We start from the raw sequence: 21,970 nt of genomic DNA on the forward strand, positions 1-21,970 counted from the left end.
ACCGGCTCACAGGGACGTGAAGGGGCGGAAGTGCTTGGACAGTTTCAGGCCCTGCCCCTGATAATTGGACACGCCGGCCTCGCCATAAAGCATCTCGGGGCGGTGGGACATGCGCTCATAGATGAGCCGTCCCACGGTCTGGCCGTGTTCCAGGATGAACGGCACCTCGCGCGAGCGCACCTCCAGCACGGCGCGGGCGCCGCTTCCGCCCACCGCCGCATTGCCGAAGCCGGGATCGAAGAAGCCGGCATAATGCACGCGGAACTCGCCCACCAGAGGATCGAAGGGCACCATCTCGGCGGCATAGTCGGGGGGCACATGCACCGCCTCGCGGGAGGCGAGGATGTAGAAGGCGTCGGGGTCGAGCACCAGGCTTGCATTGCCGCGCGCGCGGATGGGCTCCCAGAAGTCCTCCACCTCCAGGCCGTGGCGACGGTCCACATCCACCACGCCGGTGTGGCGCTTGGCCCGGAAACCCAGGAGACCGCCGAAGGTTTCGCCGGCCAGGTCAACACCCACCGCGATGCCGCCACTGGCCACGTCCGGCACTTCGGCATCCACCAGACATTCCGCCTTCTGGAGGTTCAACAGCTCCAGGTCGGACAGGCGGGCAACGCCGCGCCGGAACCGCACCTGCGACAGGCGCGAACCCGCCCGCACCAGGATGGGGAAGGTGCGGGGGGAGATTTCCAGATAGAGCGGGCCTTCATAGCCGGCGGGAATGGCATCGAAGGCGCGGGCGCCATCGGCGATCACGCGCACGAAGACGTCGAGCCGCCCGGTGGAGCTCTTGGGATTGGCGGCCGCCGCCACATCCGCCGGTAACCGCAACTTTTCCGACAGTTCCACCAGATAGACGCAGCCGGTCTCCAGCACCGCGCCCTCGCGCAGATCGAGCTTGTGCAGGCCGAGGTCGGCGAGCCGCTGCTTCACACTGATGCCGTTGCCCGGCAGGAAGCTGGCGCGGATGCGCCAGGCGGTGCGCCCGAGGCGCAGGTCAAGGCTCGCCGGCTGGATCTGGTCGTCGTCGAACGCGCGGCGGGAGAGGATGCAGCCGCTCTCATGAAGCGCCGCAATGGCCTGCGAGGGGAGGATTCCCGGTCTCAATTGATCCACCACGCCGCAGCCTCCGCCGGCTTCCCGTCCCACGGCCCCACCACCCGGACTGTTCACCGCGCGCGCCGTCCGCGCATAAAGGCGAAGCCGCTCTGTCAGCGCAAGGGGCTTCTCTGCCACGCCGCCCCATCCGTTCGGTTTACCGGACGAAACGATTGACGAAACCGAACGCCTGCGCTTTAACAAACGCCACGTGGTGAATTTGGGCCGGCCGGCTTGCCGCCACGCTAAAACAACTCGCTAAAAGGCCGGGGACAGGTGGGGCGCACAGGCGTCTCCCGCCTTTTGTCCTCGGCGCCCGGAGGCTCGACGACCTTGGCGCCCTTCATTCCCGCCGATCCCAAGACGCTGCACCCCGAGACCCTGCTGGTCCATGGCGGCACCACGCGCTCGCCTTATGGCGAGACATCCGAGGCGCTCTATCTCACCCAGGGCTTCGTGTACGATTCCGCCGAAGCCTGCGAGGCCCGCTTCAAGGGCGAGGACCCCGGCTTCGTCTATTCCCGCTATGGCAATCCCACCACGGCGATGTTTGAGACCCGCATGGCCCTGCTGGAAGGGGCGGAAGCCGCGCGGGCGACGGCGTCCGGCATGGCGGCCGTGCATGCCTCGCTCCTGTGCCAGCTGCGCGCCGGCGATCACGTGCTGGCGGCCCGCGCCCTGTTCGGCTCCTGCCGCTGGATCCTGGAGGACTATCTCCCCCGCTTCGGCGTGGAGATCACCCTGGTTGATGGCACCGACCTTGATGCCTGGACGGCGGGGGTGAGGCCGAACACCAAGATCCTGTTCCTGGAAAGCCCCACCAATCCCACCCTTGAGATCATCGACATCGCCGCGGTGGGCGCCATCGCCAAGGCGGCGGGGGCAAAGCTGGTGGTGGACAATGTGTTCGCCACGCCCTTGCTCCAGAAGCCGTTCGAGCTTGGGGCCGATGTGGTGGTCTATTCGGCCACTAAGCATATTGACGGCCAGGGCCGGTGCCTGGGCGGGGTGGTGCTGGCTTCCGAGCAGTTCATCACCGACCATCTGCAGACCTATCTGCGCCAGACCGGCCCCTCCATCTCCCCCTTCAATGCCTGGGTGCTGCTGAAGGGGCTGGAAACCCTGGGGCTGCGGGTGGAGCGCCAGCAGGCGAGCGCAGCTCTTCTGGCGGATGCCGTGGCCGCCTCCGACAAGGTGTCCAAGGTGCTATATCCCTTCCGGGACGATCATCCCCAGGCCGCCCTTGCTCGCCGCCAGATGAAGGGCGGCGGCACCCTCGTCACCTTCGTGGTGGACGGCGGCAAGGAAGGCGCCTTCCGCTTCGCCAATGCGCTCAAGGTGATTCGCATTTCCAACAATCTTGGGGATTCCAAGAGCCTGCTCACCCATCCCGCCACCACCACCCACCAGCGCTTCACCCCCGAGGCGCGGGCGCAGATGGGCATTTCCGACGGCCTGGTGCGCCTGTCCGTGGGGCTGGAGCACCCCGACGACCTGATCGCCGACATCACCCAGGCGCTGCGTTCCGTTTGACGCGGCGCGCGGCGCGCACAACATATTCGCGCCGGAGCACGCCGCTCCGGCGCAGAACGAGTTGCGCCCCGCCCCCAACTGCGGCTTCACTGCCAGTGTTCCTCATGGGAACGGGCAGATACGGTTCGCGCGGGGACGGGCCGGTGAAGGGGCAGATCATGTACCGGGCGATCACGCGCCAGATCCAGGTCACGGCGACGCCGCGCTATGTGGCGGAGCGCTCCGACCCCGATCAGAGCCGCTATTTCTGGACCTATACCATCGAGGTCACCAACCTCGGCGCGGACACGGTCCAACTCCAGGCGCGCCACTGGTTCATCACGGACGCGTTCGGGCAGGTGGAGGAAGTCCACGGCCAAGGCGTGGTGGGCGAGCAGCCGGTGCTGGAGCCCGGCGGGCGGTTTGAATATACAAGCGGCGTGCCGCTCGCCACCGCCAACGGCATCATGCGCGGCCATTACGACATGACCAGCCAGAGCGGGGAGGCATTCGCCGTGGAGATTCCGGCCTTTTCCCTCGATCTGCCGGACATGCGGCGCACCCTGAACTGAGCCATGGCCATCCGCAGCGCCAAGGCGCCCCTCGTCGAGACCCAGGCCGCTCCCTCTCTGGATTTGCGGCCCATCGCGACCGTGCTCGGCGTGCTCCTCAGCGTCCTGGGGGTGGCCATGCTGGCGCCGGCGGGTGCCGACCTGACCCTGAAAAGTGGCGGCGAGGGCGCCTTCCTCGGCTCCTCGGCGGTCACCATCTTTGTCGGCGTGCTCCTGTGGATGTCGGGCCGGCAGGCCCAGATCAAGCGGCTCGACCTGCGCCAGGCCTTCCTGCTGACCGCCAGCGTCTGGTTTGTGCTCTCCGCCTTCGCCGCCCTGCCCTTCATGTGGGGCCAACCCTCGCTCAGCGTGACCGATGCCGTCTTCGAGAGCGTGTCCGGGCTGACCACCACCGGCGCCAGCGTCATGTCGCGCCTGGATGACATGCCGGCCGGCATCCTGCTGTGGCGCACGCTCCTGCACTGGTTCGGGGGCATCGGCATCGTGGTCATCGGCATCGCCATCATGCCGCTGCTCAGCATCGGCGGCATGCAGCTCTTCCGCACCGAATCCTCCGACAAGTCCGACAAGTTCCTGCCGCGGGCGGAAGCCGTGGCGAAGGGGCTGCTCTTGTCTTACCTGGTGCTCACCATCCTGTGCGCCATCGCCTATGCCATCGCCGGCATGCCGCTGTTCGACGCCGCCACCTTGGCCATGTCGACGCTGTCCTCCGGCGGATTTGCCAATTCGGACTCGTCCCTTGCCATTTTTGCCGCCCCGGCGGTGGACTATGTGGCCATCTGCTTCATGCTGCTGGCGAGCCTGCCCTTCACGCTCTATGCGCGGGCGCTGGCGGGAGATTTCACCCGCCTATTCGCCAATTCCGAGGTGCGCCTGTTCTTCGCCATCGTGGCGGCCTTCACCTTCGCCTCCTTCCTCCAGCAGAGCTTCCAGGGCGTGGCGAGCGGGGAGACGGCGTTCCGGGGGGCGCTGTTCACGGTGGCGTCCATCATCTCGTCCACCGGCTTCATGAGCGTGGACTATACGAATTGGGGGCCCCTCTCCAATGCCCTCTTCTTCGTGCTGATGTTCCTTGGCGGCTGCACCGGCTCAACGTCGGGCGGCATCAAGGCCCTGCGGCTGGCCATAGCGGCCAAGGCGGCACGCCAGCATTTCAAGCGCATCACCTTTCGCAACGGCACCTTTCCCATCCGCTATGGCGGGGCGCCGGTCAGCGACGACGTGGTCGCCTCGGTGCTGAGCTTCATCTTCCTCTATCTGGCCACGTTCCTGGTCATCGGCACCATGTTGAACCTGATGGGCCTCGACCTGCTGACCGCCTTTTCCGCGGCCATTGCGTGCCTGTCCAATGTGGGACCGGGGCTCGGCCCCATCATTGGTCCGGCCGCCAATTATAGCGCCCTGCCGGACCCGGCCATCTGGCTTTTGTCGCTGGCCATGCTGCTGGGCCGGCTGGAAATCCTCACCGTGCTGGTGATCCTCCTGCCGCGCTTCTGGGTGCGCTGAACAAGAGGCGGGGGACGCCCGCCGCTCCTTCAGGCGTCGGACTGGCCGTCGAGCACTTCCTGGGCCGAGAAGCTGTAGGTGCGCCCGCAGAATTCGCAGGTGACGCCCACCGTGCCGTCGTCCTGGATCATCTCCCGCCGCTCGTCGCGATCAAAGCTCGCCAGGACCCCGGCCACCCGCTCGCGGGTGCAGGAGCAATGGGCCTGGACCGGCACCGCATCGAACACGCGCACGCCCCGTTCATGGAAGAGGCGATAGAGCAGGCGCTCGCTGGACAGGTCGCTGTCGATGAGCTCCACATCCTCAAGCGTCGCGACGAGGGACTGAGCTTCCGCCCAGGCATCGTCGTCCGGCACCTCGTGCAGCTCGACCCCTTCGGGGGCGTCGCCGGGGGGGAAATCCGCCTGCCGGGCGCGGCCGGCCTCGGCGGGGAGGAACTGGGCGAGGAGCCCGCCCGCCCGCCAAGAGGAAGGCTCGCCGCCCGGCCGCATCTCCTCGCCCACCGCGAGGCGCACGCGGGTGGGGATCTGCTCGGACTGCTGGAAATACTGATGGGCGGCCGCTTCCAGCCCCTCCCCTTCCAGCGCCACCACACCCTGGTAGCGATTGGTGGACAGGCCCTGGTCGATGGTCATGGCCAGATGTCCACGTCCCAGAAGGGTCGACGGATCGGCGCGGTTGCCCCGCTCGGCCTCCGCCACCGCTTCCGCATCGAAGCGGGCATAGGCGCGCACCTTGTCGGGGGCGACGAAGTCCACCACCACCATGTCCACCGGACCGTCGGTCTTGGTCTGGAGAATGAAGCGGCCCTCGAATTTCAGCGACGTGCCCAGCAGGACGGTGAGCGCCACCGCCTCGCCGATGAGCCGCTTGACGGCCGGCGGATACTGGTGATGTGCCAGCACCCCGTCGAGCACGGTGCCGAGGCGCACGGTGCGGCCGCGAATGTCGAGGGCATCCACCTGGAACGGCAGGACGGCATCGTCCTGGCGGGGGAGCGTGTCGGTCGGTCGGTCTTCGGAAGCCATGGTGCCTCCCTTTCGGTCACGCGCGGGCGAGGCCGGCGCTGAAGATGATCGGGCGTCGTGCCGTCCTCTTGGACGATCTTGCGGGGTCCGCGCAAGCGCCAGCGGTGCCGGGCGCGATCAGGAACGCGGCATCACCAGGCCCGGACCCGCGCGCGGGCGAGGATCAAGGCAACCGCACCACAGGAATGGAATCGAACCGAGCGGCAGGGCCCAAGGCAGCAGGCGCTGGCGCGCCACCCGCGGGGGCCTCTGGACACTCCTTGTTCAGCCCTGCGCCGGCACGAGGCCGGCGCAGGGAACGTCACCTTCGCTCAGGCGCCGGCCTGGAAGCACCAGGCCAGGATGCCCTTCTGCGCATGCAGGCGGTTTTCCGCCTCGTCGAACACCACCGACTGCGGGCCGTCCATCACCTCGCTGGTCACTTCCTCCCCGCGATGGGCGGGCAGGCAGTGCATGAAGATGGCGTCGGAGGCGGCCCGCGACATCAGGCGGCGGTTCACCTGATAGGGCTTCAACATGTTGTGCCGCTTCTCGCTTTCCTTGTCGCCCATGGACACCCAGGTGTCCGTGACGACGCAGTCGGCCCCCTCCACCGCAGCCTCGGCGTCGTGGGTGAAAGACACCTTCGCCTTGGTGCGCTTGACGAATTCCGTCAGCGCCTTGTGGGGCGAAAGCTCCTTCGGGGTGGCCACATTCAGCGTGAAGTCGAAGCGCTGGGCGGCGTGCACCCAGGAGGCCAGCACATTGTTGGAATCCCCCGTCCAGGCCACTTTGGCGCCGGCGATGGTGCCCCGGTGTTCCTCGAAGGTGAGCACATCCGCCATCACCTGGCAGGGATGGGAGATGCGGGTGAGGCCGTTGATGACCGGCACCGTGGCATTCTCCGCCAGCTCCACCAGATCCTCATGGCTGAGAATGCGGATCATGATGGCGTCGACGAAGCGCGAGAGCACGCGGGCGGTGTCGGCGATGGTCTCGCCGCGCCCGAGCTGCATCTCGGCGCCGGTCAGCATGATGGTCTCGCCTCCCAACTGGCGCATGGCGAGATCGAAGGAGACTCGGGTGCGGGTGGACGGCTTGTCGAACACCATGGCCAGCGCCTTACCGGCCAGCGGCTTGTCGAGCTCGCCCGCCTTCTTGCGCGCCTTCAGGTCCTTCGACATCTCGATCACACGCCGCAACTCCTCGGCGGGAATTTCGGCCAGATCGAGAAAGTGACGCACACCATTGGCACTCATTCGGCCGCTCCCTTCACCGCGGCCATGTTGAGACCGTCCTCGATCCGCCGGCACGCCGCCTCGATCTTGTCGCAGGCGATGCCGACCTCCTCCTCGCTGACCACCAAGGGCGGCAGCAGGCGCACCACATTGTCTCCGGCGCCAGGCGCCAGAAGGCCCTCCTCGCGCAGGGCCAGCACGAGGTCCGCCGCGGGCCCCTGGGCGCGCAGGCCCAGCAGCAGGCCTTCGCCACGCACTTCGGCGATGACCCGGGGATGCCGGTCCATCACCTCGGCGAGGCGCTGTTTCAGGCGGCCGCCCACGGTGCGCACATGGTCGAGGAAGCCGTCGGCCAGCACGATGTCCAGCACCGCATTGCCCACCGACATGGCGAGCGGATTGCCGCCATAGGTGGACCCGTGGGTACCAAGCGTCATACCCTTGGCCGCCTCCTCGGTGGCAAGGCATGCCCCCATGGGGAAGCCGCCGCCAATACCCTTGGCCACCGCCATGATGTCGGGCGTGATGCCGCTTCCCTCGTGGGCGAAGAGCCGGCCGGTGCGGCCGACGCCGGATTGCACCTCGTCAAGCACCAGCAGCAGGCCATGGTCGTCGCACAGCTCGCGCAGTTGCCGCAGGAAGGTGGCGGGCGGCACGCGCACGCCGCCCTCGCCCTGGATGGGCTCCAGCAGAATGCCGGCCGTGTGCGGGCCGATGGCCGCCTTCACCGCCTCGATGTCACCGAACGGCACCTGGTCGAAGCCGGGCATCTCGGGCGCAAAGCCTTCCAGATACTTGGCATTCCCACCGGCGGCGATGGTCGCCAGCGTGCGTCCGTGGAAGGCGCCCTCGAAGGTGATGAGGCGATTGCGCTCCGGCGCGCCGTTCACGAACTGGTAGCGGCGCGCCATCTTGATGGCGCACTCCAGCGCTTCCGCACCGGAATTGGTGAAGAACATGGTGTCGGCGAAGGTCGCCTGCGTCAGGCGGTTGGCGAGCTTCTCCCCGCCCGCGATGCGGAACAGGTTGGAGGTGTGCCAGAGCTTGCCGGCCTGCTCCCGCAGGGCCTCCACCAGATGGGGATGAGCGTGCCCGAGCACGTTGACTGCGATGCCAGCCGTGAAATCGAGATAACGTCGCCCGTCCGTCGTGACGAGCCAGCAGCCCTCTCCCCGCTCGAATTCGAGGTCGATACGCGCATAGGTCGGCAGAACGGGGGTAATCACGGACCCCTCCCAAGGGGTTGGCGGGCCACACGATCGTGGCCACATAGGTGGTCAGAAATGCCAAAGGCCGCCCCGCTTGAGGACGGCCCGACGGCGGGGATTCTAATGATCGCGCGCGCGAGGTCAACCATGCTGCGCCGTTAACGGGATTGTAAGGACTTGGGGAAAACAGGCCGGCGACTCAATCTCGCACTGGGCGAGAGTCTCCGCATATTGTAGCCTTCCAACCGTCGACTACGACATGTCGTGCGACACTTTCCAAGTGGTGTCGGGCAACTCGGCTCCCGCGTGCGAAAGCGCGTTTTCGGGATCGATGTCGGAGTCGGCGAAATGCGGCGGGAACGGAGTCGGATCCGGCTGAGCCGGCCTGATCCGGGAACTCTGGGTCCATCTTAAAAGTGGGGACGGGTGCGGGCTTTTGCCGTGCGCACGTCTCTTGGAGGAGAACGATGAGCTGGAACGACGAGCGCGTCGAACTCTTGAAAAAGCTCTGGAGCGAAGGCCTCTCCGCGAGCCAGATTGCAAGCGAATTGGGCGGGATCACCCGCAATGCGGTCATCGGCAAGGTGCACCGCCTCGGCCTGTCCGGCCGCACCAAGAGCGTCGCCGCGCCCGCGCGACCGCGCAAGGCGTCGCGTCCTGAGACGCCGGCCCCGCAGCAGCGCCCCGCCAGTGCGCCCCAGCGCCCGGCCACCCACGGCAACACGGCCCTCGCGCAGTTGCCCGAGGAAGAGTTCGAGCCCGCACCTGCCCCGGCCCCCGTGGTGGCGGACAATGTGGTGTCCATGTCGCAGCGCTGCACCATCATGAACCTGACAGAAGCCACCTGCCGCTGGCCCATCGGCGAGCCGGGGACGGAAGGCTTTTATTTCTGCGGCGGCCGCAGCGTGACCGGCCTGCCCTATTGCACCACCCATGCGCGCCTGGCCTATCAGCCGGTTCAAGATCGCCGGCGTGACCGGCGCCTCGCCTATCTGTGAGGCCCGTGCGCGGGTGCACCCGCGCCCGAGCGCAGTTCCGCGCGAAGCGGTTTGGCGTTTCGATGAAACGCTGAAAAGCTGAAGCGCTCTAAGATGAACGAAAACGGCCGGCCTCCCATGCGGAGCGCCGGCCGTTTTCGTTCACGCCGCGCGCACCGCGCTCCAGCAGCCGCCCCTCCAAACGAAAACGCCCGGCGCATCGGCCGGGCGTCGGGACAAGCTGCGTGTCCTGGTGCTTACTCGTTGATAGAGGCACCGGAGGCCTTCACCACCGGGGTCCACTTGGCCAGCTCCGCCTTCACATGGGCATCCAGCTCGGCCGGGGTCGAGCCCACCGAGACCGCGCTGAGATCGGCGAGCTTGGCCTTCACCGCCGGGTCCGCCACCGCCTCGATGCAGGCCTTGGCCAGCTTGTCGATGATGGCCGTGGGGGTGCCCGCCGGCGCGAAGATGGCGTTCCAGGAATAGGTCTCATAGCCTGGCAAGCCGGATTCCGAGACGGTCGGCAGGTCAGGAGCGGCGGGCGAGCGATCCTTGGTGGTGACGGCAATGCCCACCACGTCGCCCTTGCGGATGGCGCCGATGGACGAGGGCAGATTGTCGAACATGATCTTCACCTGGCCGGACAGCAGGTCCACCTTGGCCGGGCCCGCGCCCTTGTAGGGGACATGGACCATCTTCACGCCCGCCATGCTCTCGAACAGGGCCCCGGAGAGGTGGAGAGGCGTGCCGACGCCGGACGAGGCATATTCATACTTGTCCGGGTTGGCCTTCAGCAGCGCGATCAGTTCGGCCGTGGTCTTCACGTTGAGCGAAGGGTGGACCACCACCACGTTCGGCACGTTCACCAGCAGGGAGACCGGCGCGAAGTCCTTCACCGGGTCATAGGGCATCTTGGTGTAGAGCGCGGGGTTGATGGCGTGGGTCGCCACCGTGCCCATGAGGATGGTGTAACCATCCGGCGGCGCCTTGGCGACGGCGGCGGCGCCGGCATTGCCGCCCGCACCGGCCCGGTTTTCCACCACCACGGGCTGCTTGAGGATCTCACCCATCTTGGCCGCCACGATGCGGGCGACGATGTCGGTGGAACCGCCGGCGGCGAAGGGCACCACCATGCGGATGGGCCGGTTGGGGAAGTCCTCCTGCGCCATGGCGGTGCCCGTGAAGGCGGCCGTGGCCAAAGCGAGGACTGCAAGCAGGCGTTTCATCAGGCGCTCTCCTCTTGTGCGTTCCGGTACGGCTGCGCCGCACCGCCTTCCCCTCCCCCTGGACCACGGGACACAAGGGTGGAGCGGATATTGGACGAATTGCGCGGCGAGGCAAAGGCCATGCGCGGCGCGAATTCTGCACCTGGATACCCTCCGCACATGACTTTAGGTTAAGGCGCACCCTCGCCTGTCGGCCTCTTCCGGGCGTTGAAAAAAGAAGGGCCCGGCCGGCGGAGATCATCCGCCGGCCGGGCCTTGGATCCGTTGGCGCCTCAATGGGAGCGCGCGAACATCTCATTGAAGGAATAGCCCGCGCCGCGCACGGTGCGGATCGGGTCCATCTGGCGGCCGCGATTGATCGCCTTGCGCAGCCGTCCCACATGGACGTCGACGGTGCGCTCGTCGATATAGACGTCCTGCCCCCACACGCCGTCCAACAACTGTTCCCGCGAGAACACTCGGCCGGGGCTCTGCATCAGGAATTCCAGCAACCGGAACTCGGTGGGGCCGAGATGAATCTCACGGCCCGCCCGGTGCACCCGATGCGTTTCGCGGTCGAGCTCAATGTCCCCCGCCCGCAGCAAGGTCGCCACATGCTCGGGCTTGGCCCGCCGCAGCAGCGCCCGCACGCGGGCGAGCAGTTCCGGCACCGAGAAGGGCTTGACCACATAGTCGTCCGCCCCGGTGGCAAGCCCGCGCACCCGTTCCGTCTCCTCGCCGCGCGCGGTGAGCATGATGACGGGGAGGCGCTCGGTCTCCGCCCGCGTGCGCAGGCGCCGGCACAGCTCGATGCCGGACAGGCCCGGCAGCATCCAGTCCAGGATGACGAGGTCGGGAACCGCCTCTCTCAGGCGGGTCTCCGCCTCGTCGCCGCGCCCCACATTGTCCACCGCATAGCCTTCCGACTCCAGATTGTACCGAAGCAGCAGGCTAAGCGGTTCTTCGTCCTCGATAATCAAGATACGCGCGGGCACGGAGGATCATCCCTGAAGGCTGTGACCCGGGAAGGTAACGGCGGTCTCGCTGGAGCGGTCGGCCTTGGGACGCTCGTCGGAGAGCATCTGTCCGGTGACCATGTAATAGACGGTCTCCGCCACGTTGGTGGCGTGGTCGCCGATGCGCTCGATGTTCTTGGCGCAGAACAGAAGATGCGTGCACACCGAGATGTTGCGCGGATCTTCCATCATATAGGTGAGCAGCTCGCGGAACAGCGAGGTGTACATGGTGTCGACAACGCTGTCGCGGCCCCACACCTCGATGGCCTTGGCCTCATCCTTGCCGGCATAGGCGTCGAGCACCTCCTTCAGCTGCTCGAGCACCAGGTCGGACATGTGCTCCACGCCGCGCACCAGCTTCTGCGGGTGGTACTCGCCCTCGATGGCCAGGACGCGCTTGCCCACGTTCTTGGCGAGGTCGCCGATGCGCTCCAGGTCCGAGGCGATGCGGATGGCCGCCACCAGCTCGCGCAGGTCGGTGGCCACCGGCTGACGCTTGGCGATGACGAGGATGACCTTTTCCTCGATCTCGCGCTGCATGTGATCGACACTGGCGTCGAGCAGGATGACCTTCTGCCCCGACGCGGTGTCGCGGCGGATGAGGGCATTGACGGAATCCGCCACCAGACGCTCGGCCTGGCCGCCCATTTCGACCACCTTGCGGCCGATCTCTTTCAGTTCGGCGTCGAAGGCCGATACGATATGCTCGGGCATCGTGTTCACCCCTGCAGGCTCAGCCGAAGCGGCCGGTGATATAGTCACGCGTCTTGATCTGCCGCGGATTGGTGAAGATCACGTCGGACGGGCCGACCTCCACCAGTTCGCCCAGATAGAAGAAGGCGGTGATGTCCGCGCAGCGGGCCGCCTGTTGCATATTGTGCGTCACGATGACGATGGTGAAGTCCTGCTTCAGCTCGTCGATCAGGTCTTCGATCTTCGAGGTGGAGATGGGGTCGAGCGCAGAGGTGGGCTCGTCCAGCAGGATGACCTCGGGCTGCACCGCGATGGTGCGGGCGATGCACAGGCGCTGCTGCTGGCCGCCGGACATGCCGAGCGCCGAGGTGTGCAGGCGATCCTTGGTCTCGTCCCAGATGGCCGCCTTGCGCAGGCAGCTCTCGACGCGATCGTCCATCTGCGACTTGTTCAGCCGCTCGTGCAGGCGCACGCCGAAGGCGATGTTGTCATAGATGGACATGGGGAAGGGCGTGGGCTTCTGGAACACCATGCCGATGCGGGTGCGCACGATGGTGGGGTCCAGCTCCTTGCCGACCACATTGACGCCGTCGAACAGCACCTGACCCTCGGCGCGCTGGCCGGGATAAAGGTCATACATGCGGTTGAAGACACGCAGCAGCGTGGACTTGCCGCAGCCCGACGGGCCGATCATGGCCGTCACGCGCTTCTCGGGGATGTCGAAGTTGATGTTCTTCAGGGCATGGTTCTGCCCGTAATAGAAATTCAGCTTGTCCACCTTGATCTTGGTGGGCGCCGCCAGGGCGTCGGGCTTGGCGGAGACGGAAGCGGCGATGTTGAAATTGGGGTCCACGGCGGAAGTCATGTGCGGCCTCTTGGATCTCTGAGCGCCGGCTGCGTCGGCCCGGCTTTGGATCACTGAGTGCCGGGCCCCATGGCCCGGCTGGGTGTGTCTTAGGGCCGGGCCTCGCGCCCGGCTGGATCGCGCGCGGCGATCCGGGAAAGGGGGTCCGGGCGCCTTACTTGGTGCGGGCCAGGAAGAACCGGGAGGCGATGTTCAGCAACAGCACGCCCACGGTGATCAGCAGCGCCCCCGCCCAGGCCAGCGCGACCCAGTCATCGAACGGGCTGCCGGCATATTGGTAGATGGCGATGGGCAGGCTGGCCATGGGCTTGGACATGTCCAGCGACCAGGAATTGTTGCCCAGCGAGGTGAAAAGCAGCGGCGCCGTCTCGCCCGCCGCGCGGGCGATGGCCAGCAGGATGCCGGTGACGATGCCGGCCCGCGCGGCGCGCCAGGTCACCATCATGACCACCTTCCACTGGGGCGCCCCGAGAGCGAAGGCCGCCTCGCGCAGGCCCACCGGCACCAGGTTCAGCATGTCCTCGGTGGTGCGCACCACCACCGGGATCACCAGGATGGCGAGCGCAATGGAGCCGGCCCAGCCGGAGAAGCCGCCGAACGGCACCACCAGGAGCTGATAGATGAACAGGCCCACCAGGATAGACGGCGCCGACAGGAGAATGTCGTTCACGAAGCGGGTGGCAGAGGCGATCTTGGTGCCCTTGCCGTTCTCCGCCAGGAAGGTGCCGGCGAAGATGCCGATGGGTCCGCCAATGGCGAGCGCCACCGCCACCTGGATCAGCGATCCGACGATAGCGTTCAAGAGGCCGCCGTTCTGGCCGGGCGGCATGGTGATGCGGGTGAAGACATTGGTCCCCAGAGCCGGCAGGCCCTTGGAGATCAGCGTCCAGAGAATCCAGGCCAGAAGGAAGATGGCGAAGGCGGCAAATCCGACGGAAATGGCCTTGACCACATTGTCCTTGGCGCGACGGGCGGCAAGCGATGCCATGATGGAGAGCCTCCCGGATCAGTCGAGGCGCGAGCGCACGAGGGCGCGCGACACGGCGAGAACGATGAAGGAGATCACGAACAGGATGAATCCCAGCTGAAGCAGGGAGGTCAGCTTCAGCGAGCCGTTGGCGGCTTCGGGAAACTCGTTCGCGATGGTGGAGGCGATGGTGGCGCCCGGCGCAAACAACGAGGCCGACAGTCGGGTCGCATTGCCGATGACGAAGGTGACGGCCATGGTCTCGCCCAGGGCGCGGCCAAGACCCAGCATCACCGCGCCCACCATGGCGGTGCGGCCATAGGGGACGGAGACGTTCTTATAGACTTCATAGGTGGTGCAGCCGACGCCGTAGGCGGATTCCTTGAGCATGGGCGGCACGGATTCCAGCGTCTCCACGAACATGGCGGTGATGAAGGGCACGATCATGATCGCCAGGATCAGGCCGGCGGTGAGCATGCCCGAGCCGAGCGGAGGCCCCTGGAAGAGCGCGCCGAGGACCGGGATCGGGCCAAGCCACTCGATGAGCGGCGGCTGCACATAGGCGCCGATCAGTGGGACAATGACGAAGAAGCCCCACATGCCGTAGATGATGGAGGGCACCGCCGCCAGCAGCTGGACCGCCACGCCGATGGGGCGCTTGAGGCTCTGCGGCGCGATCTCGGTGAGGAAGAAGGCGATGCCGAAGGACAAGGGCAGCGCCACCACCACGGCGATCACCGCGCTCAGCAGCGTGCCATAGATCATGACCAGCGCGCCGAACTTCTGGGTCACCGGGTTCCAGTTGGCGCTCCAGATGAAGTCAAGGCCGAAGGCCTGAAGGGCGGGCAGGCCACCCTTGAAGAGCTGGGCGATGATCAGCCCCAGCAGCAGCAGCACAAGCATGCCGCACGCCCAGAGGATGCCGACGAAAACCGCATCCGCCAGCGCGCCGCGCGGCTTCGCCTTGTCGATGGGCGTGAGCGCCCCCGCCTTTACCTGTTCGATCGTTGCGTCCATTGCCCGCTCATCCCCAGTAGCGCCCGCCACGCCGGCTGCGTGGCTCTCAAGTGTTCCGCGCGAACCGGTCGCGCACGGCCGAACATCGTCTTGCCAGGGGACACGGCCTCAACCCGTCACGGGGGAGGACGCGCCGTGTCCCTGGTGTCTCGCCAGGCCTGGCCATCGGCTCCGCACGCTCCGCGGCACGCGTCCTGGCTTCAGGCGGCAAGGGTTTTGTCGGTTCCTCCGGGACCGGTGGTCCCGGCATCACAAGGTCCGGGCGCCAGCGCCCGGATCGGTCTGCAGGTCCCGCCGCGCAGGAGCACGGCGGGATCGATCCGTGGGGATCAGAGGACGGGCTTGCCGTCCGCAGTCTTCACTTCCGACTTCCAGGCGTCCTTGATCTTGCTGACCACGGCTTCCGGGAGCGGGATGTAGTGCAGCTTCTCAGCGATCTCGCGGCCTTCCTTGCCGTAGGCCCAGTCGAAGAACTGCATGGTGGTGCGGGAGGCATCCACATTGGTGGGGTTCTTCGGCAGCAGGATGTAGGTGGCGCTCACGATCGGCCAGGCGGCTTCGCCGGCGGTGTTGATCATGGAGGCGGCGAAGTCCTTGGCGTTCGCCCAGTCGGCGGCGGCGGCGGCTTCCTCGAAGGCCTTCTCGGACGGCTTGACGAACTTGCCGGCCTTGTTCTCGAGCTGGGTCACGTTGAGGCTGTTGGAGGCCGCGTAGATGAACTCCACGTAGCCGATGCCGCCCTTCACGTTCTTCACGTTGGCGGTGACGCCCTCATTGCCCTTGGCGCCAGCGCCGACCGGCCACTGCACCGAGGTGGCAGCACCCACCTGGGACTTCCACTCCGGGCTGACGTCGGAGAGATAGGAGGTGAAGATGAAGGTCGTGCCGGACGCGTCAGAGCGATAGACCGGGACGATCGCGGTGGAGGGCAGCTTCAGCTCGGGATTGAGGGACGCAATGGCCTTGTCGTCCCACTTGGTGATCTTGCCGAGATAGATGTTGGCCAGCACGGGGCCGGTCAGCTTGAGGGTCTCGGTGCCGACGCCGTCCAGATTGACGGTGGCGACCACGGAGCCGATCACGGTGGGGAACTGCAGCAGGTTGGCAGCGGCCAGCTTGTCGCTCGCCACGGGCGCGTCGGAGGCGCCGAAGTCGACGGTGCGGTTGGTGATCTGGTTCACGCCACCACCGGAGCCGATGGACTGGTAGTTCAGACCGTTGCCGGTCTTCTCCTTAAACTTGGCTCCCCAAGACTGGTAGACAGGAGCCGGAAATGACGCGCCGGCGCCATTGAAGTCGACGGCAAACGCGCTGCCAGCGAACAGGGATCCGGCGAGCGCAAGCGCCGCGCCAAAAGCGGTGACGTGTTTCACGGGGTATCTCCTTGCCATTCCCAAGTCGCCCAAGGCCAAAAGCCGCGAGAGACGCGGGGCTTCGACCTTCTAACGGCGTGGCGCCACCGTTCTATGACTGAGGAATGACACCTTAATGACGTTTCAACCCCTTGATGAGGAAGAGATTTTCTCCCGTTCCGCGATTCGCTCCATGCGCACTGTAAACAAGGCGCCCTCGCCGGGCCGGCTGTCGATGAGGAGGCGGCCCCGGTGGCGGGCCACGATATGCTTGACGATGGCAAGGCCAAGCCCGGTGCCCCCCTGTTCCCGGCTGGCAGCCACGTCCGCCCGGTAAAAGCGCTCGGTCAGGCGCGGCAAATCCTCAGCCGCAATGCCCGGGCCATAGTCCCGCACGGCGATCACCACCGCCTCGCTTTTGCCTTCGCTCTCGGCGGTGAGGCTGACCTCAATGCGCTTCCCGGAGGCGCCATATTTGAGGGCATTCTCCACCAGATTCTCAAACAGGCGGATCAGCTCGTCCCGGTCGCCGAGCACCATGAAGGGACCGCCAGACCGCTGCACCACCAGCTCGACGCCGCGCTCCCGTGCCAGCGGGCTCAGTGTTTCGCACACATGACCCATCAGGCTGCCCACCTCCATGGGCGTGTCGGGCCGCACATGGGCGTTCAGCTCGATGCGAGACAGGGACAGGAGGTCGTCGATGAGCCGCGACATGCGCCGCGCCTGTGCGGACATGATGCCGAGGAAGCGCTCGCGCGCCGCCGCATCGTTGCGCGCCGGCCCCTGCAAGGTTTCGATGAAGCCCGAGAGCGAGGCCAGGGGGGTGCGCAGTTCGTGGCTTGCATTGGCGACGAAGTCGGCGCGCATCTGCTCCACACGACGCTGCTGGGTCAGATCGCGGAAGGCCAGGAGCACGGCGTCGGGCGCCCGCCCCTTGCCGCCTTCGCGATCCGCTGCGTCCGGGTCCAGGCGCACCGGAACCACATGGGCCTCCAGCCACCGGTCGAGCGGGATCCGCTCCCCGAACTCCACCCGGCGCGGAATGCCGTCCAGCGCGCATTCCCGAACGGCCTCAAGAACCTCCGGCACGCGCACCACGAAGGACAGGGGGTCTCCCACCCGCGCCGGTCCGATGGCCAGCGCCACCCGTTCGTTGGCGGTGAGAATGTCGCCTTCCGTGGTGAGCAGCAGGGCCGGCTCCGGCAAGGCGGCGACCAGAGCCCCCATCTGTGATGTGACGCGCCGCCCGGGCCGCGCGGGCTCCACCGGTTCGGCGGGCGCGACGGCCGGCAGCGGCATGGGCGTCGGAAGTACCCACTGCCCCCCCGCCATGCCGATCACCAGCAACCCGAACGCCGCAACGCCCAGCAGAGGGTCCACCAGGACCCCGATGGCCAGGGATACGAGCAGCACAAAGGTTGCGAAAACAATACGCGGCCACACGGGACAAGTCTCCTCCGTGGCGCACCCGGCCCCACCGCCGTCGACGCCCACCCCTTCGCCGGGTCCCAGAGGCCGCCGGTCGCTCAATTTCGATATGGTGGAACGCTTTCACGAACACAATAAGACAGAGGTCGCCAAACCGCCGCAACGGCATGCCATGAAGGCGCAGTGGCGGCCCGCCCACTGCGGGGTGCGATCGCTCCGCTCATTCTCCCTTCCCGCGGGCGGCAGCCCGATCTAAGGATGGCTCATGCAGGTTCATCGCTCGCTTCGATCGCTGATCGCCGGATCCCTCCTCTCCACCTGCGCCCTCGGGGCCGCGCTGGCGGAGCCGGTTCCCCTCCCCTCCACCGACTTCGCCTTGAAGGCCAAGGCCAAGGACGACGCGGTGGTCGAGCTCTGGCACAGCGGCGACAAGATGCGCGTGGTCATCAACGGCCCGCGCCTGCCCGCCACGGTGGCGGGCATCGTCGACATGAAGCGCGCCAAGATGGTGATGCTTCTGCCCGACATGCCGAAGATGGCCATGGAGGCCGAGCTGCCCGACGATTATCGCACCGCCGTGGTCAGCGGCGACGGCACCCGCATCGGCACCAGCCAGGTGATCGGCGAGCCCTGCGACCTTTGGAAGGTCACCACCTCCAAGACCGTCACGACGCCGGTGATCTCCTGCATCACCGCCGACGGCATCGTGCTGAGCACCGATGTGGAGGTCAAAGGCAAGACGCAGCGCGCCTATGAGGTCACAAGCCTCGCCCGGGGGCCGCAGGACCCCTCACTGTTCCGCCTGCCGCCGGGCACCCAGATGGTGAAGGTGCCGCCGGGCGCGGCCAATATGCTGCCCGGCCTGATCCAGGGCCTGGGTGGCCTGAAGCGCTGAGCGGCTGACGCATCTTCCGGGCGGCGGCGCGCCGCCCGGGCCTGTCCCCGCCTACTCCGCCGCGTCCTTGCGCGGCACGTCGGGCAGAGCGGGCGCCAGCTCGCCCTCCTTGGCCGCGCGCCGCCGGCGCAGGGAAATGGTCAGTTCGCGCGACCCCAGCAGCAGCAGGGAGAAGGCGAAGGGCACGATATAATAGAAGAGGCGGAACAGCAGGAGCGCCCCCACCATCTCTTCCTTGTCGAATTGCGGCAGAGCCACCAGCAGCGCCGCGTCGAACACGCCGAGCCCTCCGGGCGCATGGCTGGCAAAGCCCAACAGCGTGGCGGTCACGAAGATCACCGCCAGCGAGATGGGATCGATATAGGGGCTCGCGGGCATCAGCATGTACATGGCGGCGGCACACAAGCTGAGGTCGAGGATGCCGATACCAATCTGCACCAGGGTGGTGGAGCCGGCCGGCAAGGTGACGTACCAGTCGGACTTGCCGATCTTGCGCGGCGCCACGGACACCCACACCACATAACCCACCAGCACCGAGAGCGCGCCCACACCGATGAGGCGGTTCACGAAGGGCGGCAACTGGTCCACCGCCGTGGCGGCGTCGGGGTGCAGGGTGATGCCGAGGCCCAGCACCGCGATATTGCCCAGCCAGAAGGTGAGGCCCGCCACGAAGCAGATCTTGGCCACATCAATGGCCGTCAGCCCCCAGGCGGAATAGATGCGATAGCGCACCGAGCCGCCGGTGAGCACCGTGAAGCCCACATTGTGCCCCACCGAATAGGAGCAGAAGCCGGCCAGCGCCGCCACCCGATAGGGCACATGCTTGCGGCCGATGGTGCGCAGGGCGAAAAAATCATAGAAGGTCAAGGTGAGATAGGCGAGCGCCACCAGCACGAAGGCCGCCAGCACATGCAGCGGGTCCTTGTTGCGCAAGGCCTCCAGCACCTGGTCGAACTTCAGGTCGTGCAGCATGCGATAGAGCACGACGACCGCGAACGCGATGATGGCGAGGCTCACCACGAAGCCGAGTCCGTGCAGCCCGACCTTGTCGCGCAGGAACGGCCACACTTTGTTACGTATCATCGCTCACCATCCCCCTCGGCCCCGCCGACGCCCCGCGCAAACAAGCATGTTTGCGGGCGCTTTTGAATGTCCCTTGACGTTGGGGAGCCTGTCGTCTGCCACTTCGCTTCCCACCTCGCCTGCCAACCTGCCGAAACAGGTCACCAAAGGCATAAGGTGTGCCCCTGGTGTGAAGCAGACCGCCTGAGGCAGGGTCCGCATCCCATGGGAGCGCTCATCTTTGAGGACGCTTGACCGGCACGGAAGCCCTATGCGCTTCGCGGCGGCGGCAAATCGCCCTCTCTTGACGCTCTAGGCCCGCAACGCGGCCATCCCAAGGCAGCCAGATCCAAAGCGGATCGATCCGTCTCTTCAAACTGGCACCGGCAGGCACCTACATCTTGACCGGGTAGCCCAGCTCCATGGTGCGGTTGCGCGGCAGGCCGAACCGGTCGACCGAGCGCTCCGCATTGCGCGCCAGGAAGGCAAAGATGTGGGCGATCACGTCGCGCGGGCGCACGACCTCATCCGGTGGAATGATGCGCTCGTGACCGATCACATAGATGGATTCGTCGGGATCGATCCCCCGCGCGCTGAGGGCGGGGCCCAGCACCGAGGGCACGTCGATCTGCTGCATGTAGCCAAAGCGCAGGTCCACCCGCACGAAGCCGCCATCCAGCAAGGTCACCTTGACGCGATCCTCCACCGAGACGCGCGGCCGGGAGGCGATCCACACCGACACGATGACGGCCCGATCGAAGCGAATGCGCATCACATCGGCCATGCGCGAGAGCGCCACCGGCGTCATCGCCCCCGCGCGCGAGAGGAAGATGGCGGTCCGCGGGCTCAGGCCATCCTGGGCGCGGTCCTTGCGGGCCACGAAACTGTCCAGCGGCTCGGTGAAGCGCACCTGCTGCGCCACCACCGCCTCAAGCCCCCGGCGCCAGGAAACCATGACGAGGATAACCAGGCCGGCAATGGTCAAAGGCAGCCAGCCGCCATCGTGCAGCTTGGACAGATTGGCCACCGCAAACGCCATGTCGATGGTCAGCAGCCAGACGCCGAGGGCGATCACCGCCGGCTTCGGCCACTTCCAGGAGCGGTTCACCTGGGCGATGAAGAGGATGGAGGTGGTCACCATGGCGAAGGCGACAGCGATGCCATAGGCCGAGGCCAGGCTGTCGGAGGAGCCGAAACCGAGCACCACCGCGATGCAGGAGATCATCAGCAGGAAATTGAGCCGGCCCACATAAATGTGCTGCTCATTGTGCTCGCTGGTGTAGCGCATGCGCATGGGCGGCAGGTAGCCAAGCTCGATGGCCTGCTTGGCCAGCGAGAACACGCCGGTGATGATGGATTGGGAGGCGATGACCGTGGCGGCCGTGGCCAGCAGGAGCAGCGGGATAACCAGCGGGTCCGGGCACAGGATGTAGAAGGGATTGTTGACCGCGGTCGGGTCGGTCAGAAGCATCGCGCCCTGGCCGAAATAATTCAGCAGCAGCGCAGGCATGGCCACCGTCAGCCAGGCGCGTGCGATCACCCGCCGGCCGAAATGGCCAAGATCGGCATAAAGCGCCTCGCCGCCGGTAATGGCCAGAAAGCAGGCGCCGATGATGACGCCCGACAAGGCGCTGTGGTCGATCACAAGGCGGATGCCGTGGCGGGGATCGAGCCCCGCCAGCACCTGCGGCGCCCGCAGGATGCCATAGATGCCGAGCACCGCCAGGGAGCCGAACCACAGCAGCATCAAGGGGCCGTAGAAGGCGGCGATGCGCTCCGTGCCAGCCCGCTGCGAGATGAAGACGCCGGCCAGAACGAGGACCGTCAGCGGCAACACCCATTCGTGCATGCGGGGCGAGATGACTCCCAGGCCCTCGATGGCGGACAGCACGGACATGGCCGGCGTCAGCACGCCATCGCCGATGAGCATGGCCGCACCCAGGAGACCGGCCGCCAGGAGATACCATCTGATGCCGATGGCGCTGCGATGCAGGTCCAGCAGGGTGACGAGCGCGAGAATGCCGCCCTCGCCGTCATTGTCCGCCCGCAGCACCAGCATCACATATTTGATCGTCACCGACAGGATGATGGACCAGGTGATGAGGGAGAGCAGGCCCAGCACATCGCTGGCCAGGAAGTTGACACCGCCCACCGCCAGCACGCCCTGCTTGAGGGCATAAAGGGGGCTGGTGCCGATGTCGCCGAACACGACGCCAAGCGCCCCGATTTCGGCGGCGAAGGGCAGGATGCGTTTGCGGTCTCGGATGACGCTCGAGCGCATGTCACAAAGCCCAGAGAATCACCGGTTGACCGGCCGGGGCACGCAGCGCCCCGCCGCGGAAGCCC

General features: G+C 66.7%; 19 protein-coding genes and 1 riboswitch. Of the genes, 5 read left to right on the forward strand and 14 right to left on the reverse strand.

The genetic code is table 11. From position 1 onward, the window contains the following. Positions 1 to 6: 6 nt before the first annotated feature. Positions 7 to 1,116 carry a 2'-deoxycytidine 5'-triphosphate deaminase gene (locus ACT54L_RS08425; protein ID WP_476085092.1) on the reverse strand — a complete coding sequence of 370 codons (1,110 nt, stop codon included), beginning with the start codon at positions 1,114 to 1,116 and terminating at the stop codon, positions 7 to 9. A 183-nt stretch (positions 1,117 to 1,299) separates the two neighbouring features. Further along, positions 1,300 to 1,380: riboswitch (SAM riboswitch) on the forward strand. Between the two features lie 51 nt (positions 1,381 to 1,431). On the opposite strand from ACT54L_RS08425, the gene ACT54L_RS08430 reads away from it, so the two are divergent. From ACT54L_RS08430 to ACT54L_RS08440, 3 genes are all read left to right on the forward strand, one after another. Further along, positions 1,432 to 2,631 (forward strand): O-succinylhomoserine sulfhydrylase, encoded by a 1,200-nt coding sequence (locus ACT54L_RS08430; protein WP_476085093.1) that lies wholly within the window; start codon positions 1,432 to 1,434, stop codon positions 2,629 to 2,631. 158 nt (positions 2,632 to 2,789) lie between these two features. Then, complete coding sequence (gene apaG, locus ACT54L_RS08435; protein WP_476085195.1) at positions 2,790 to 3,182, forward strand: Co2+/Mg2+ efflux protein ApaG; 393 nt, start codon at positions 2,790 to 2,792, stop codon at positions 3,180 to 3,182. A 3-nt stretch (positions 3,183 to 3,185) separates the two neighbouring features. Next, positions 3,186 to 4,688 (forward strand): TrkH family potassium uptake protein, encoded by a 1,503-nt coding sequence (locus ACT54L_RS08440; protein ID WP_476085094.1) that lies wholly within the window; start codon positions 3,186 to 3,188, stop codon positions 4,686 to 4,688. Positions 4,689 to 4,717: 29 nt separating this feature from the next. Here ACT54L_RS08440 and ACT54L_RS08445 read toward each other — a convergent pair whose 3' ends face one another. From ACT54L_RS08445 to ACT54L_RS08455, 3 genes are all read right to left on the reverse strand, one after another. Beyond that, complete coding sequence (locus ACT54L_RS08445) at positions 4,718 to 5,716, reverse strand: Hsp33 family molecular chaperone (RefSeq protein WP_476085095.1); 999 nt, start codon at positions 5,714 to 5,716, stop codon at positions 4,718 to 4,720. Between the two features lie 311 nt (positions 5,717 to 6,027). Next, a complete protein-coding gene (argF, locus tag ACT54L_RS08450; RefSeq protein WP_476085096.1) occupies positions 6,028 to 6,954 on the reverse strand; it encodes an ornithine carbamoyltransferase in 927 nt (308 codons plus the stop codon). Then, on the reverse strand, positions 6,951 to 8,159 hold the full coding sequence (locus ACT54L_RS08455) for an acetylornithine transaminase (protein WP_476085097.1): 1,209 nt from the start codon (positions 8,157 to 8,159) through the stop codon (positions 6,951 to 6,953). Before ACT54L_RS08455 ends, argF begins: the two co-directional genes overlap by 4 nt. A 449-nt stretch (positions 8,160 to 8,608) precedes the next feature. On the opposite strand from ACT54L_RS08455, the gene ACT54L_RS08460 reads away from it, so the two are divergent. Next, a complete protein-coding gene (locus tag ACT54L_RS08460) occupies positions 8,609 to 9,139 on the forward strand; it encodes a GcrA family cell cycle regulator (RefSeq protein WP_476085098.1) in 531 nt (176 codons plus the stop codon). A 236-nt stretch (positions 9,140 to 9,375) separates the two neighbouring features. On the opposite strand, the gene ACT54L_RS08465 is transcribed toward ACT54L_RS08460, so the two are convergent. The 8 genes from ACT54L_RS08465 to ACT54L_RS08500 all read right to left on the reverse strand — a co-directional run bounded on the left by ACT54L_RS08465 (position 9,376) and on the right by ACT54L_RS08500 (position 17,682). Then, on the reverse strand, positions 9,376 to 10,347 hold the full coding sequence (locus ACT54L_RS08465; RefSeq protein ID WP_476085099.1) for a Bug family tripartite tricarboxylate transporter substrate binding protein: 972 nt from the start codon (positions 10,345 to 10,347) through the stop codon (positions 9,376 to 9,378). 272 nt (positions 10,348 to 10,619) lie between these two features. Next, positions 10,620 to 11,321 (reverse strand): phosphate regulon transcriptional regulator PhoB, encoded by a 702-nt coding sequence (gene phoB / locus ACT54L_RS08470; RefSeq protein ID WP_209103972.1) that lies wholly within the window; start codon positions 11,319 to 11,321, stop codon positions 10,620 to 10,622. 6 nt (positions 11,322 to 11,327) lie between these two features. After that, complete coding sequence (phoU, locus tag ACT54L_RS08475; RefSeq protein WP_476085100.1) at positions 11,328 to 12,056, reverse strand: phosphate signaling complex protein PhoU; 729 nt, start codon at positions 12,054 to 12,056, stop codon at positions 11,328 to 11,330. A gap of 19 nt (positions 12,057 to 12,075) precedes the next feature. Further along, entirely contained in the window at positions 12,076 to 12,900 is an 825-nt protein-coding gene (gene pstB / locus ACT54L_RS08480; protein ID WP_476085102.1) for a phosphate ABC transporter ATP-binding protein PstB, read from the reverse strand. Positions 12,901 to 13,054: 154 nt separating this feature from the next. Further along, positions 13,055 to 13,888: a phosphate ABC transporter permease PstA gene (gene pstA, locus ACT54L_RS08485; RefSeq protein WP_476085103.1), complete on the reverse strand. Its 834-nt coding sequence runs from the start codon at positions 13,886 to 13,888 to the stop codon at positions 13,055 to 13,057. Positions 13,889 to 13,906: 18 nt separating this feature from the next. After that, on the reverse strand, positions 13,907 to 14,884 hold the full coding sequence (gene pstC, locus ACT54L_RS08490; protein WP_476085104.1) for a phosphate ABC transporter permease subunit PstC: 978 nt from the start codon (positions 14,882 to 14,884) through the stop codon (positions 13,907 to 13,909). Between the two features lie 329 nt (positions 14,885 to 15,213). Beyond that, entirely contained in the window at positions 15,214 to 16,257 is a 1,044-nt protein-coding gene (gene pstS, locus ACT54L_RS08495; protein WP_476085105.1) for a phosphate ABC transporter substrate-binding protein PstS, read from the reverse strand. Positions 16,258 to 16,380: 123 nt separating this feature from the next. Then, the gene (locus tag ACT54L_RS08500; protein ID WP_476085106.1) at positions 16,381 to 17,682 is read right to left on the reverse strand and encodes an ATP-binding protein; all 1,302 of its coding nucleotides are present in this window, start codon (positions 17,680 to 17,682) and stop codon (positions 16,381 to 16,383) included. Between the two features lie 250 nt (positions 17,683 to 17,932). Between ACT54L_RS08500 and ACT54L_RS08505 the strand changes: the two genes are divergently transcribed. After that, positions 17,933 to 18,562, forward strand: a complete 630-nt coding sequence (locus ACT54L_RS08505; protein WP_476085107.1) for a hypothetical protein — start codon at positions 17,933 to 17,935, stop codon at positions 18,560 to 18,562. A gap of 51 nt (positions 18,563 to 18,613) precedes the next feature. Here the strand turns inward: ACT54L_RS08505 and ACT54L_RS08510 are convergent, their stop codons facing one another. Continuing rightward, complete coding sequence (locus ACT54L_RS08510; RefSeq protein WP_476085108.1) at positions 18,614 to 19,645, reverse strand: putative bifunctional lysylphosphatidylglycerol flippase/synthetase; 1,032 nt, start codon at positions 19,643 to 19,645, stop codon at positions 18,614 to 18,616. A 373-nt stretch (positions 19,646 to 20,018) separates the two neighbouring features. Beyond that, positions 20,019 to 21,905, reverse strand: a complete 1,887-nt coding sequence (locus tag ACT54L_RS08515; protein ID WP_476085109.1) for a potassium transporter Kup — start codon at positions 21,903 to 21,905, stop codon at positions 20,019 to 20,021. Positions 21,906 to 21,970: the final 65 nt, after the last annotated feature.

The organism is Aquabacter sp. DMC10 (assembly GCF_056314145.1).